Source organism: Sphingorhabdus sp. Alg239-R122 (assembly GCF_900537065.1).
GTDB lineage: Bacteria > Pseudomonadota > Alphaproteobacteria > Sphingomonadales > Sphingomonadaceae > Alg239-R122.
Genome location: NZ_UNRC01000004.1, coordinates 74,438 through 87,780, shown reverse-complemented (window position 1 = coordinate 87,780; position 13,343 = coordinate 74,438). Strand labels below are relative to the sequence as shown.

The following is a 13,343-nucleotide window of genomic DNA, read 5'->3' as shown; positions in this document are numbered from 1 at the left end:
ATGAAACTTATGAAACTCGTTCCCGACAACACGAACATTAAGTTCCTGAAATGGCGCCATGTGGCGCTTGGTATAAGCACACTCATGATTATCGCGTCGATTGTTTTGGTGGCGACGCGCGGGCTGAATTTTGGTGTTGATTTTGTTGGTGGCCAAATGATTCAGGCGACCTTTGAAAAAGTGGAAGAAGCGCCGATTGAAGAACTACGGACCGATATTGCTGCACTGAATCTGGGTGATGCCAATATTCAGCGCTTCGGCGATCCCAATGTCGTATCGATCCGTATGCGTTTGAGTGCGGATGAGGGTGATGGTTTGCAGGAAGCCGATACTGCTACGATACAAATCACCAATATGATTGAAGAAAAGTATGCCGATCAGGGTGTGCGTATTGATGGCGTTGATGCAGTGTCGGGCAAGGTGTCCGAAGAACTCCTCAGCACTGGGATATATTCTTTGATTTTCGCTTTGCTGGCTATCTCTGTTTATATCTGGTTCCGATTTGAATGGCAGTTCGGGGTAGGGGCATTGTTCGCGTTGTTCCATGACGTTGCGCTGACTTTCGGCTTTTTCGCGCTGACGCAGCTGGAGTTCAACCTCAACATTATTGCCGCGTTGCTGACCATTATCGGCTATTCGCTTAACGATACGATCGTAGTGTTTGACCGTGTACGCGAAAACCTGCGCAAATATCGCAAGATGGATATTGTGTCTTTGCTTGACCTGTCGACCAATGAAACGCTGGCACGTACCATCATGACCAGTCTCACTATGGTTATTGCGCTGGCAGCGCTTGTGACGTTGGGGCCAGACACGATTTTCGGCTTCACTGCTGCGATGCTGCTCGGTATTTTTATTGGTACCTATTCGTCCATCTATATGGCGAACCCGGTGCTGATATGGTTGGGTGTGGGCCCTGATAGTTTTATTCCGCCCACGACCGATGCCGACAGGCAGGTACAGTCGATGAATGAAGGTTTCGATGGTGCACAGCCATAAGGCAGAGCCCGGCTGATGGAACTTTTCAAGGATGATGTGCCGGAAGGGCCCGTAGTTTCGGGCTTTTCCGGCATTGGCTTTCGGGTCGGCAACCGGCAAGTTAATGGCGGCCTTTTGCTGACACCTTCCAATGCGCTGGACTGGTTTCCGCCAGCTATGGACAATATGGACATAACCAGCCTAGCGGTCATCTTACCATGTGATCCACTACCGGAATTCTTACTATTCGGTACAGGCCAGTCCCTTGTACATCCGCCGCACCACTTTGTGCGCGAGGTTGAAGCTATGGGCCTGGGCATAGAGGTGATGGACAGTAAAGCAGCGGCGCGTGCCTGGGGCATGCTGCGGCAGGAAGATAGGCAGATTGTCGCGGCCTTTATGCCGCTTGCCTGAAAGCAGCCTAAAGGCTGCGTATTAGCGTTTCTGCCATGCCGATCCATGCTGGATCACTTACCACCTGCTGGCGTGTGCCTGCACCTAGTGGCAGGATATGCAGTTTCTCACCTTCGCGTCCGATAAGCCTGCCAAATAGAAATCGCCCGGCAGGGCGGGGGACCAGCACATCGCGGTTCAATGCGCTGACATAGTTTTCAGGTGTCAGTTGCCGCAGCCAGATCGTGTCATGCGCGCGGTAATCGCCAACTCCGCTTTGTACATTTAGGGCGACCATCTGCTCTCCCGGTTTCGGGACATAGGCATGTTCGGTGCTGGATAGTGCCTGCGCGCCTTTGTGAGTCAATCGCGCCGCCACCGGAATATTCTCCGCCTTGCCGCCCTGAACCAGTTCATTACTGTCTACGTCCAGCGCATCGGCTATCCGGTTGAGCCAGTCCAACGACAATGTGCGGGTGCCGGTTTCCAGTCTGCCAATGGTTTGCGCTGTTGTGGATGGAGCACATTTTGCGGCAACATCGGCCAGTGTCAGCCGTTTTGCGCGGCGTACATCACGGATACGGTTAATCATTAAAAACTCCAGATAAAACCTATATGGTTTTTACTTTCCTACAATATCACCAAAATGGCAAGAAGTTTCTTTATATTGGAGGAACCGTTGATGCGCAAAAGAACACCTGTCAAACCTCAGGCACGCAATCGTATGCTGTCAGAGCAGCCATTATCCGACGGGCACATTGTGTGGGCAAGTCGAGGCGAAAACTCAAAGCCATTGAACGTGAAGCGTTCCGTCACAGTGAACCTGGCTGAATCACCTCTTGCATGGCTGCATGCGCGGGGATATCTGACCGATCGTCAGTTTGATGCGGGGGAAAGACTGCGTATGGACTGGGAGCGTGCGAACCTGTCACCACGTGTCACAATGAGCTGGGATCCGGTACGGCATAAGGGCAGTGGGTCACAAGGCCTGACGCCAACCGAAATGCAGATTGCCGCCAAGGACCGGTTCCAGAAAGCTGAAAGCTATACCGGACGTGATCTGAATGACATTGCCTGGCGCGTTATTTGTGCGGGCGAATCTGTTCCGGTTGCGGAAAAAGAGCTGGGATGGCCAAACCGTTCGGGCAAACTGGTACTGCGTATCGCGCTTGACAGGATAGCCGATTTCTACCGTTTGCCCGGTGAAAGCGGCTAAGCGAGGCTTTCGACCTGCTCGGCAAGCTCCAGCCACCGTGTCTCAGACGCATCTTTTTCGGTGCGCGCATCTTCAATGGCTTTAGAGAGTTCAGAAAAACGCGCTGGGTTTTCGGTAAACAAATCAGGATCATTCAGTTCTGCCTCATGTCTGGCGATGACCGTATCAAGTTCTTCGATACGCGCCGGCAAGCCATCATAATCACGCTGATCCCTATAACTCAATTTGCGCTTGGGCTGGCCGGACGCTTTGGCTTTTTGTGCAGTATTTTTCGCCTTTTGCGCCGCCTTGCTTTTGTCCGGCGCAGATTTGCGTTTTGCTTCCCAGTCAGCATAGCCACCCGCGACAATATCCACCTTGCCTGACCCATCGAGGCCGAGTGTAAGCGTGACAGTGCGGTCCAGGAAGTCGCGGTCATGACTGACAATCAGGACCGTACCATCATAATCGGCAATCACTTCCTGCAACAGGTCGAGTGTTTCCAGATCGAGATCATTGGTGGGCTCGTCGAGCACCAGCAGGTTCGATGCCCGCGCAAATTCCCGGGCAAGCAAGAGGCGCGAGCGTTCGCCGCCTGACAAAGTGCCCACTTTGGTATCGACCATGCTGGGATCGAACAGGAATTCTTTCAGATAGCCTTGCACATGTTTGCGTGTGCCGCGCACATCAATCCAGTCACCACCTTCGGCCAATATGTCACGCACACGCTTGCCCGGCTGCATCAGGCTGCGCTGCTGGTCGATGATGACGCCATCAAGCGTTTTTGCGAGTGTTACCGTTCCTGTATCCGGTGCGATTTCGCCGGTTAGCAGCTTGAGCAGAGTCGTCTTGCCCGCACCGTTATGGCCGACAACACCGATCCGATCCCCGCGTTGGATACGTAAAGAAAAATCACGAATTATCGTACGTTTTTCTCCGTCTGTTCCGAAACTCTTGCTGATATTTTCTGCGGTGATAACCGATTTGGTGCGGACATCATCGCTCACAACTTTCAGGCTGGCTGTGCCTGCAGGACCCATCATCGCCGCGCGGGTGGCACGCATTTCATAAAGCTTCTGCAGCCGCCCCTGATTGCGCTTGCGCCTTGCAGTCACACCGCGTTCCAGCCAATGCGCCTCGATTTTCAGCTTGGCGTCCATTTTCTGCACGGCTTGCGCTTCATCAGCATAGATTTTTTCCATCCAGGCTTCATAGCCGCCAAAACCCACCTCCTGTCGCCGCAGACTTCCGCGGTCGAGCCACAAAGTCTGTTTCGTGAGCCGGGTAAGGAATGTCCTGTCATGGCTGATTGTAACGAATGCCCCCTTATAACGGTTCAACCAGCTTTCCAGCCAGTCAATGGCGCTGAGATCAAGATGGTTGGTGGGCTCGTCCAGCAGTAGCAGGTCCGGCTCCTGTGCAAGCGCACGGCATATGGCGGCACGCCTTTTCTCGCCGCCACTCGCACTCACGGCTTCACGGTTCAGGTCAATACCAAGTTGGTCGGCAATCGCTTCGACGCCATGACGCTCGGGTGCATCATCGCCGTTAAGCGCAAAGCCCATAAGTGTTTCATATTGACTGACATCAGGCTCCTGCTCAAGCATCACCACCTTTGTACCGGGCTTGATTGAGCGCGTTCCCGTATCTGCCTCTATCTGGTCTGCAATTAGCCTGAGCAGAGTTGTCTTGCCAGCACCGTTGCGTCCGATAAGCGCCAGCCTGTCGCGGGGACCGATATGGATATCCATATCACGAAACAGCCAGCCGCTGCCCTGTATCAGGCCTAGATTTTCATAGGACAGTATCGGTGGTGCACTCATGCTTGAGCAGTTAGGCTGCCAGTACATGGCTGGCAAGGGGGCATGGTGCAATTCATGGATATTCAGGCAAAGCTAATATAGGGTCATCTAAACGCCCGTGAAAATATTACATCAAGGAGTTTATATGATGAAAAGGTTCAAAAATCTTCCCGCAGCACTGATTTCCGCTTCGGTATTTACCGCAACTACGCTGACAACAGCACCTGCCGTAGCGGCCGATGTAGATATTGATGCCAAAGGGCCGGTCATCGAGCTTAGCATTTCGGAACGCATTGACAGTGTGCCAGACACGGCACGTATGAGCACAGGTGTTACAACCAAGGCGCCGACAGCGCAGCAGGCATTGCGCGACAATGCCCGTAAAATGGATTCGCTGATCAAGCAAATCAAGGCACTTGGAATTGAAGACAAATATATTCAGACCACCGGTATCAATATTAATCCCGAATTTGACTATCAACGGGGTGAAGAACCAAGGCTAACCGGCTATCGTGCATCGAACCAGGTGCAGATTGAAGTGCGCGATATTGAGCGGCTGGGCGAAATGATTGACGCCCTGGTATCAGCGGGTGCGAATAACCTTAACGGCCCCTATTTCAGCCTGACCAACGATGGTAAAGTGAAGGCCATGGCGCGCAAGCGGGCTATGGAACGCGGCCGTGAACAGGCACTCGATTATGCAAAGCTTGCCGGTTATTCCAATGTTCGCATTTTGGCGATTAGCGAACATATTTCGGGATCGTCGCCTGTTCAAAAACGTGTCATGGCCCGCGCTATGTCGGCAGACATGGCCGAGTCCACTCCGGTACAACCGGGGCAGGTGGGAACGGGTGTCACTGTGCATGTAACCTATGAAATGGTGCAATAATAACGGTTTGACAAAGCTGAACGGCTGCTCCACCAGTCGTTCACGCGATATTAAAACCCGTATAGCTAGTAATTGAGCATGATGAAAATACCCGCTTTGATCACATCTGCGCTTATTGTCCTGTCGCTTGTCGGCATGCCTGCGCCTGCCGAGGCGCGGCGTGATAATCAGGATGACGCGCGCAAACAGATGCGCTCGGGTGAAATTAAGTCCCGGTCTGAGATAGAAAAACGGGTTGTCCCGAAGATGAAGGGCATGCGCTATCTGGGCTTCAGCTATGACCCGGACACTCTCGTTTATACCTTGCGCTTCATCAAGGGCCAGCGCGTGGTTGATGTTTTTGTCGATGCCCGTAGTGGCGCCATATTGCGCCGTCGGTGATCCACCTGTGAATAATGGGGGCAATTCCAGCATATCCCTTGACCGGGGCTTCCATGTCTTTCATGCATATCCATGAGATAATTTCCATGCGGCACGCTTTGCGGCTGCCATGAGACAGAAAGGGAATAGTCATGCGTATCCTGATTGTTGAAGATGAACCGACGCTTGGCCAGCAGCTGAAATCTACTCTTGAAAATACTGGCTATGCCGTTGACCTTTCGACAGATGGCGAAGACGGCCATTTTCTGGGATCGACCGAAGATTATGACGCTGTCATTCTTGATCTGGGGTTACCGGAAATTGACGGTCTGACCGTATTGGGCATGTGGCGCAAGGAAGGCCGCAAGTTTCCCGTGCTGGTGCTGACTGCGCGTGACAGCTGGTCAGACAAGGTCGCAGGGCTGGATGCGGGGGCGGATGACTATCTTGCCAAACCGTTCCAGACAGAAGAGTTGATCGCACGTCTCCGTGCGCTTATCCGCCGTGCATCGGGCAATGCGAGTTCAGAGCTGACAGCGGGTGAAATCCGGCTCGACACACGTTCCGGCAAGGTTACGCGGGCAGGGGAGCCAGTAAAGCTTACTGCGCAAGAATATAAGCTGCTTTCCTACCTCTTGCACCACAAGGGCAAGGTTGTGTCGCGTACCGAACTGATCGAACATATTTATGATCAGGATTTTGACCGTGATTCCAACACGATTGAAGTGTTTGTGACGCGTATCCGCAAGAAGCTGGGCAGCGATGTTATCACCACCATTCGCGGGTTGGGATATAGCTTGGAAGATCCGGAGGATCGTGACGAGGGCTGACTAGCCATGGTTACGGCATCGCGCCATGACGGATATCCAGACCAGCAGCGAAACAGCCCCCGATACCATCGATGATCCGGTAGCGTCTCCCGCGCATTCGGGGTCACTCAGCCGCCGGATGATCCTGATTGCTACAGTCTGGATTTCATTGCTCTTGTTGGGTGGCGGCATAGCGCTGGACCGGACCTTGCGTTCAATCATCACCAATAACTTCGATGAGCAGCTCGAATATGTGCAGACGGCGATGGTTGCTTCGGCGGAAATTGGGCCGGACGGGGAAGTGTTTTTTAACCGCCCGCTGGGGGATCAGCGCTTCCTGGAGCCTAATAGCGGGTTTTATTGGCAAATTAGCGGTGAGGGGCACGATGATTTTCCTTCGCGTTCGTTGTGGGACCGGGCGTTGGAAGTTCCTGATAATCATCAGGATGCCGAACCGCATATTTATGATTCGAACCAATTTGGCGATGAACAGTTGAGGGTTATCGAGCGTGCGGTATACCTGCCAGGATCTGAGACCCGCTGGTGGGTTATTGTAGCACAAGATCGTGGCGGATTGGATAAACAGCTTGCGCAGACACGCTCCACCCTGACCAAGAGCTTTGCCTTGCTGGCGCTGGGCCTGATCGTATTGGCGGCGCTGCAGACACTTTACGGTCTCTGGCCGCTGCGCCGTGTACGCCAGGCGATTGTGCAGATGCGTACGGGGCGCAAGAACCGCGTTACCGAAACATTGCCATTGGAAGTCATGCCGATGGTGGATGAGCTGAATGCGCTACTCGCACATAATGAAAAGCAGGCCGAGGAAGCGCGCCGCCATGCAGGAAACCTCGCCCATGCTCTCAAAACCCCGCTCACCGTGGTTATGAACGCTGCCACGGCAAAAGCAGATGATCTTTCCGATACGGTGATACGCGAAGCGGCTGTCATGCGGCGCCAGGTCGACCATCATCTTGCGCGTGCGCGCGCCGTCGGTCGCCGCGGGCAGGCGCTCAGTGTTGCCAGTGTATGGGAAAGCGTTGAGGCAGTCGAACGCGCCGTGACCCAGCTTTATCCGCATGTTCGCTTTGACCTTGATGGCAGTAAGAAAGCCCGTGTTGCAGCCGAACGGCAGGACTTGGACGAAATGCTAGGGAATCTGATTGAAAACGCCGCGAAATATGGTGGCGGGAGTGTATTTGTGACCATAGATACTGGACGTCAGGCAGGCGTAGAAGAACCAAAAATGGTTGAAGTCTGGGTCGAGGACGATGGTATGGGCATTCCCGAAGAAGAACGGCAGCGTATTTTTGACCGTGGCGCTCGGCTGGATACAGGCAAGCCGGGGACGGGATTGGGCCTGGCTATTGTTCGCGACGTGGCGGAAATTTATGATGGTAATGTCTCGCTTGACGAAAGCGAGGATTTAGGCGGGTTGTTGGTGCGGTTGCAGCTTCCGCGCGTGCCCGATGAGATAGAGGTCTAATTCGGTTTTTTAGCCGCCATCCCTGATCTGTTCGTGATGGCGGATCACTTCATTGATGATGAAACGTAGGAATTTTTCTGAAAAATCAGGATCAAGATTGGCGTCTTCGGCAAGTGCTTTCATCCGCGCAATCTGTTTTTCCTCACGCTCAGGATCGGCCGGAGGCAAGGCATTTTGCGCCTTATGCTCACCCACTGCCTTGGTAATACGAAAACGTTCGGCTAGCATATAGATAAGTGCGGCATCGATATTGTCGATGCTCTGGCGATAGGCGGAAAGCTGTTGGTCCATGTCCATAATGTGGGCAGATTAAACACAAGTTGCGCAACATCAAACCGTTTTCTGCGCGCTTTGCACTTGCCAATTGGCGCGGGTCTTGCCACATGCTGAAACTATGAGCGCAACGGTGCACCATATTGGCCGCAAGGGGCCGCCCTCGCTGGATCCAATCATGTCACTGGTTGCACAGGACATGAATGCGGTGAACAGTGTGATACTGGACCGGATGCAGTCCGACATTCCTCTCATTCCCGAACTCGCTGGGCACTTGATCGCAGGCGGCGGCAAACGGATGCGGCCAATGCTGACACTGGCCTGCGCAAAACTGCTCGATTATCCGGGCACACGACATCACAAGCTGGCAGCTGCGGTGGAATTTATCCATACCGCTACATTACTGCATGATGATGTGGTGGACGGCTCTGACCTCAGGCGCGGTAAAACTACGGCCAATCTTGTATTTGGCAACCCTGCGACTGTCCTGGTGGGCGACTTCCTGTTTTCGCGCTCGTTTGAATTGATGGTTGAGGACGGATCGCTCAAGGTTCTTAAAATCCTGTCGGGCGCGTCTGCCGTTATCGCCGAAGGCGAAGTGGACCAGCTTACCGCGCAGCGCAAGATTGATACCAGCGAAGAACGCTATCTCGACATTATCGGTGCCAAGACAGCCGCATTATTTGCCGCCGCCTGCCGGATTTCCGCTGTTGTTGCGGAACGCAACGAAGAAGACGAACTGGCTCTGGACGCATATGGGCGCAACCTTGGCATAGCATTCCAGCTGGTCGATGATGCGATTGACTATGTGTCCGACGAAGAAACCATGGGCAAGGGTGTCGGTGACGATTTCCGTGATGGCAAAGTAACTTTGCCTGTCATTCTTGCCTATGCGCGCGGCAACGAAGAAGAACGCAAATTTTGGCAGGATGCCATTATCGGTCACCGCACATCGGATGCCGACCTTGCTCATGCTACAGACCTGATGCGCGCCCATGGGACGATTGACGATACGTTGGAACGGGCCCGTCATTTCGGGCAACGGGCTATTGATGCGATTGCCGGTTTTGGTTCTGGTAAAGCGAAATCTGCGCTCATAGAAACTGTTGAATTCGCGATAGCGCGGGCGTTTTAAGCGCGGCCGTATCATGGCTGTACCCCATAACTTACCCATTGAAGCTGTCCTGCCGGAATTGATCGCAGCACTTGCGGGTGGACCAAATGCCGTCCTGATTGCACCGCCGGGTGCAGGCAAGACGACAGCTGCGGCACCCGCCCTGCTGGATGCGCCATGGTGTGATGGACAGATATTGCTGCTCTCCCCGCGCAGGCTTGCGGCCCGTGCTGCGGCCGAACGTATGGCTGAGCTGGCCGGGGAAAAGGTCGGGGAAACCATTGGCTACGCCACCCGTATGGACACACGCTTGTCTGCGAAAACGCGTATATTGGTTATGACCGAGGGAATATTTCTGAACCGGATACAGGATGACCCTGAGCTTTCCGGTGTGTCTGCCGTTTTGTTTGACGAAATACACGAACGCAGTCTGAACAGTGATTTTGGATTAGCACTGGCACTCGAGGTGCAGGGAGCGTTCCGGCCTGACCTCAGGCTAGTAGCCATGTCTGCCACGCTGGATGGCAGCCGTTATGCCGAACTGATGGACGCGCCGCTTATTGAAAGCGATGGGCGCAGTTACCCGTTGGAGCACCGTTATATCAGCAGGAGCGGAGACACGCCCGTGCCGACAGCGATTGCAAGTGCTGTGCGCAGGGCAGTGGCAGAGGAGCGGGGGGATATCCTTGCGTTTTTGCCGGGGGTTTATGAAATTGAACGCGCGGCAGATGCACTGGCATCATTGCCCGATGATATTGCGCTGCACAGGCTGTATGGTGCGATGGAGGCTACGGATCAGCGCGCGGCCATCCGCCCTGATCCACAGGGCCGACGCAAGGTTATCCTAGCCACCAGTATTGCCGAAACCAGTCTTACAATTGATGGTGTGCGTGTCGTTGTCGATGGCGGCATGGCACGCAGGCCGCGCTTTGACCGGGTGGCAGGTGTCACAAAGCTTGTAACTGAACGCGCCAGCCAGGCCGCTGTAACGCAGCGTGCAGGGCGCGCCGCACGGCAAGGATCGGGTGTGGCGTATCGGTTGTGGGAAGAAGCAGCCACCAAGGGCATGCCGCCTTTTGATCCGCCTGAGATACTTGAAAGTGATCTAGCACCATTATTGCTGCAAAGCGCGGCATGGGGGGAAGCGGAACCGGAAAAACTGCGCTGGATTGATACTCCACCTGAAGCGGGGTTGTCGGTGGCACGCATGCAATTGCGAAGGCTGAATGCGCTGGATGAAGATGGTTATATTACCGCACACGGACGCCTACTGGTGCAATTGCCACTGCCACCGGGGCTGGCGCATATGCTGATTGTTGGTGCAGAACATGGTGTTGCCGAGTCCGCGGCGCAGATCGCGGTGCTGCTACAGGAGCGCGGCCTTGGCGGGCGCGAAGAGGATTTGGAGCAACGCCTGGCCCGCTGGAAGCGCGAGAAAGGTAAACGCGCGAAATCTGCAATGAATATGGCACGGCGGTGGGCCGCACAGGCGGAGGAAATCGTGGAGAGCAAGGCGAATGGCAATATTTCTGTAGGTGCATTTCTTGCCCATGCCTATCCCGACCGGATATGCCGCCGCCGTAATTTTGATGGCACCGATTGGCAAAGCAGCGGTGGACGCGGCTTTCGGTTGGATGCGGCCTCATCGCTCGCTGCGCAGGAATGGCTCGCAGTGGGGGAAGTGCAGGGCGCAGCGTCCAATGCGCGTATCCTGTCAGGCGCAGCGCTTAGCCTGACGGAAATCGAAACACATTTCGCGCATATGATTACGGAGCAGGCACGTGCCAGCTATGATCCGAAAATGGATCGGGCCGAGGCGGTTACCGAAACGCGGCTGGGACAGATCAGGCTCAAGAAAAGCGTTGAAGGGGTGCCAGATAATGATGCACTGGCCAATGCTATGCTCAGTCATGTGCGCAAGGCAGGACTGGAGGTATTGCCATGGAGCAAGGCCGCACGTTCACTGCGCACACGCGCCGGTTTCGCGAGAATAAAAGAGTTATCGGATAGCGTATTGATCGATGATATGGCGTCGTGGCTGCAACCATTATTGGATGGCCGCACGGCGCTTGGCTCGATTCCGCCCGGTAATCTTTTGCAGGCACTTGTGAACCGCATTGGCTGGGACCGGCAGCAGGAACTGGCAAAATATGCACCTGAAAAGTTCGTGTCTCCGGCCGGAACCAGCCACGATATCGACTATGCCGCCGAAGCCGGACCGACGGTAACAGTCAGGGTGCAGGCGCTTTACGGGCTTTCCGAACATCCTGTGATTGGCAGTGAGCGTATTCCGCTTGTGCTCAGCCTGACGTCGCCTGCGGGCCGCCCTGTACAAACTACGCGCGACCTACCGGCATTCTGGGCGGGCAGCTGGGCTGATGTTGCGCGCGACATGCGCGGGCGCTATCCTAAACATGACTGGCCTGATGATCCGGCGAGTGCGACAGCCAGTCTGAAGACTAAAAAAGCGCAGGCACGGCAGGGATGAATGCAGTCTTCCCTTGACCCGTCTTGTTATTTTGCGGCATTGGGATAGGGACACAGGAACAGGATGCACCCATGCCCGCACGTATTTTCCAGACACCGAAAAATGCCATGCAATCCGGTCGCGCTTTGACTGATCGCTGGGTGTTGCAATTTGAACCTAGTGAAGCCAAACATCCAGATCCACTGATGGGTTGGGCAGGCTCCGGCGATACGATGCAGCAGCTCAGCCTGAAATTTCCAAGCAAAGAAGCCGCGCTGACCTATGCCGACAAGCATAATATTGATGCGCATGTTGTGGAAACGCCGGCACGCAAGCTGAAAATTCAGGCCTATGCGGATAATTTCCGCTAAGCTTTAGCTTAAGAAACCGCCTGCCAATAGCAGTAGCATTTTTACATCGATGCCGCAGCCTGCAGCGCGCTTTTCCGCAATAAATGTCTCAACATTGTTCAACGGCACTCGGTGTACCGTGATATTTTCGCCTTCCACGCCGCCGCCTTGGCCTGTTCTGGTGAGGTCATGCGCCTTCATCAGGCGGAAACTTTCCGACACCATTCCAGGCGAGCTGTAATATTCCCCCAGATCCTCCATGCGCGTCGCGAGATAGCCAGTTTCTTCTTCCAGCTCGCGTATGGCAGCGATGGCCGGTTCTTCGCCAGCAGTTTCATCACCAATCAGGCCAGCGGGAAGTTCGATGCAGTTTTTACCGATCGGCACACGGTATTGTTCGGCCAGCAGGATATGGCCGTGATCTATTGCCAGAATGACTGCCGCGCCAATACCGCGACTGCGGGAGACATATTCCCATTTTCCGTCACGTTTGGCCGTGATAAAACGGCCCTCCCACATGATTTCCACGCCATCAGCGCTATTGATCATAATTCTATAAGCCGGTCAGGAAGTTCGTTGGTATTGTCCACGCTTTTCGGGAAATACACGGCCAGCACTTCACCGACTTTCTCGACAGCCGCGACCATACCGTCACCAGGGCGACCCGCCTTCACTTCTGTGAGCAGTACAGCCATGGCATCGCCCCATACTTCGGGGTCGACCTGTGTCGCAATGGCTTCATCGGCTACGATTTCCGCGCGATGTTCACGGATCGAAAGGTAAATGAGAATGCCTGTCAGGCCCAGTGTTCGCCGCTCTGCACCCACTTTGAAAAACTGGATGGCGCGGTGGCGCACACGGATTTCCTTGGTACCGCCTGGCGTAATCGCCATGCGCAGCGCGGGGATGGTAAAAAGATAACGTATTGCCAGGAACAGCACTGCGCTCACAACCAATATCATCGAAAGATACTGTGCGGTAGTGAAGTCATGCTGCCACCCGCCTGCCAGAAAGTTGACGATACCACGAAAGAAACTGGGAAAAACAGCCAGCGCAGAGAGGAACAAGAACATGGCAGCAATCGCCATATGCAACGCGACATCATTATAATGGTCCGACTGTTCGGTGACGATTGTGACAATCTCACCATCGGTGCCTTTCTCGGCTTCGGCCACTGCTGTGGTGATACGCTTATGGTCTTCGGCGCTAATGTTAATCGCTTTGCTCATT

The 13,343-nt window shown here is 54.4% G+C and carries 15 protein-coding genes; 10 read left to right on the top strand and 5 right to left on the bottom strand.

Annotation, left to right across the window (positions count from 1 at the left end; genetic code table 11):
* Nucleotides 1-999 (top strand): protein translocase subunit SecF, encoded by a 999-nt coding sequence (secF, locus tag G6Q15_RS05915; RefSeq protein WP_164116676.1) that lies wholly within the window; start codon nt 1-3, stop codon nt 997-999.
* A gap of 15 nt (nt 1,000-1,014) precedes the next feature.
* Nucleotides 1,015-1,392, top strand: a complete 378-nt coding sequence (locus G6Q15_RS05910; protein ID WP_205518104.1) for an Mth938-like domain-containing protein — start codon at nt 1,015-1,017, stop codon at nt 1,390-1,392.
* A gap of 7 nt (nt 1,393-1,399) precedes the next feature.
* Here the strand turns inward: G6Q15_RS05910 and G6Q15_RS05905 are convergent, their stop codons facing one another.
* Complete coding sequence (locus G6Q15_RS05905; RefSeq protein WP_164116674.1) at nt 1,400-1,963, bottom strand: helix-turn-helix transcriptional regulator; 564 nt, start codon at nt 1,961-1,963, stop codon at nt 1,400-1,402.
* A 90-nt stretch (nt 1,964-2,053) separates the two neighbouring features.
* Here G6Q15_RS05905 and G6Q15_RS05900 point away from each other — a divergent pair, with 90 nt between their 5' ends.
* Nucleotides 2,054-2,587 carry a DUF6456 domain-containing protein gene (locus G6Q15_RS05900; RefSeq protein WP_164116672.1) on the top strand — a complete coding sequence of 178 codons (534 nt, stop codon included), beginning with the start codon at nt 2,054-2,056 and terminating at the stop codon, nt 2,585-2,587.
* Here G6Q15_RS05900 and G6Q15_RS05895 read toward each other — a convergent pair.
* Complete coding sequence (locus G6Q15_RS05895; protein WP_164116670.1) at nt 2,584-4,389, bottom strand: ABC-F family ATP-binding cassette domain-containing protein; 1,806 nt, start codon at nt 4,387-4,389, stop codon at nt 2,584-2,586. The genes G6Q15_RS05900 and G6Q15_RS05895 overlap by 4 nt on opposite strands.
* A gap of 124 nt (nt 4,390-4,513) precedes the next feature.
* Here G6Q15_RS05895 and G6Q15_RS05890 point away from each other — a divergent pair, with 124 nt between their 5' ends.
* From G6Q15_RS05890 to G6Q15_RS05875, 4 genes are all read left to right on the top strand, one after another.
* Entirely contained in the window at nt 4,514-5,257 is a 744-nt protein-coding gene (locus G6Q15_RS05890) for an SIMPL domain-containing protein (RefSeq protein WP_240330781.1), read from the top strand.
* 78 nt (nt 5,258-5,335) lie between these two features.
* Complete coding sequence (locus tag G6Q15_RS05885) at nt 5,336-5,638, top strand: PepSY domain-containing protein (protein WP_164116668.1); 303 nt, start codon at nt 5,336-5,338, stop codon at nt 5,636-5,638.
* 131 nt (nt 5,639-5,769) lie between these two features.
* A complete protein-coding gene (locus tag G6Q15_RS05880) occupies nt 5,770-6,447 on the top strand; it encodes a response regulator transcription factor (protein ID WP_164116667.1) in 678 nt (225 codons plus the stop codon).
* Nucleotides 6,448-6,565: 118 nt separating this feature from the next.
* Nucleotides 6,566-7,909 (top strand): ATP-binding protein, encoded by a 1,344-nt coding sequence (locus tag G6Q15_RS05875; protein WP_164116973.1) that lies wholly within the window; start codon nt 6,566-6,568, stop codon nt 7,907-7,909.
* A 9-nt stretch (nt 7,910-7,918) separates the two neighbouring features.
* On the opposite strand, the gene G6Q15_RS05870 is transcribed toward G6Q15_RS05875, so the two are convergent.
* Complete coding sequence (locus tag G6Q15_RS05870; protein ID WP_164116971.1) at nt 7,919-8,200, bottom strand: chorismate mutase; 282 nt, start codon at nt 8,198-8,200, stop codon at nt 7,919-7,921.
* A 103-nt stretch (nt 8,201-8,303) separates the two neighbouring features.
* Between G6Q15_RS05870 and G6Q15_RS05865 the strand changes: the two genes are divergently transcribed.
* The 3 genes from G6Q15_RS05865 (at nt 8,304) to G6Q15_RS05855 (ending at nt 12,134) form a co-directional block, all read left to right on the top strand.
* Complete coding sequence (locus G6Q15_RS05865; RefSeq protein WP_164116665.1) at nt 8,304-9,317, top strand: polyprenyl synthetase family protein; 1,014 nt, start codon at nt 8,304-8,306, stop codon at nt 9,315-9,317.
* 13 nt (nt 9,318-9,330) lie between these two features.
* Nucleotides 9,331-11,784 (top strand): ATP-dependent helicase HrpB, encoded by a 2,454-nt coding sequence (gene hrpB, locus G6Q15_RS05860; RefSeq protein ID WP_164116662.1) that lies wholly within the window; start codon nt 9,331-9,333, stop codon nt 11,782-11,784.
* 71 nt (nt 11,785-11,855) lie between these two features.
* Nucleotides 11,856-12,134 carry an ETC complex I subunit gene (locus G6Q15_RS05855; RefSeq protein ID WP_164116660.1) on the top strand — a complete coding sequence of 93 codons (279 nt, stop codon included), beginning with the start codon at nt 11,856-11,858 and terminating at the stop codon, nt 12,132-12,134.
* Between the two features lie 3 nt (nt 12,135-12,137).
* Here the strand turns inward: G6Q15_RS05855 and G6Q15_RS05850 are convergent, their stop codons facing one another.
* Nucleotides 12,138-12,662 carry an NUDIX hydrolase gene (locus G6Q15_RS05850; RefSeq protein ID WP_240330780.1) on the bottom strand — a complete coding sequence of 175 codons (525 nt, stop codon included), beginning with the start codon at nt 12,660-12,662 and terminating at the stop codon, nt 12,138-12,140.
* On the bottom strand, nt 12,659-13,342 hold the full coding sequence (locus G6Q15_RS05845; RefSeq protein ID WP_164116657.1) for a hypothetical protein: 684 nt from the start codon (nt 13,340-13,342) through the stop codon (nt 12,659-12,661). Before G6Q15_RS05845 ends, G6Q15_RS05850 begins: the two co-directional genes overlap by 4 nt.
* Between the last annotated feature and the right edge of the window lies 1 nt (nt 13,343).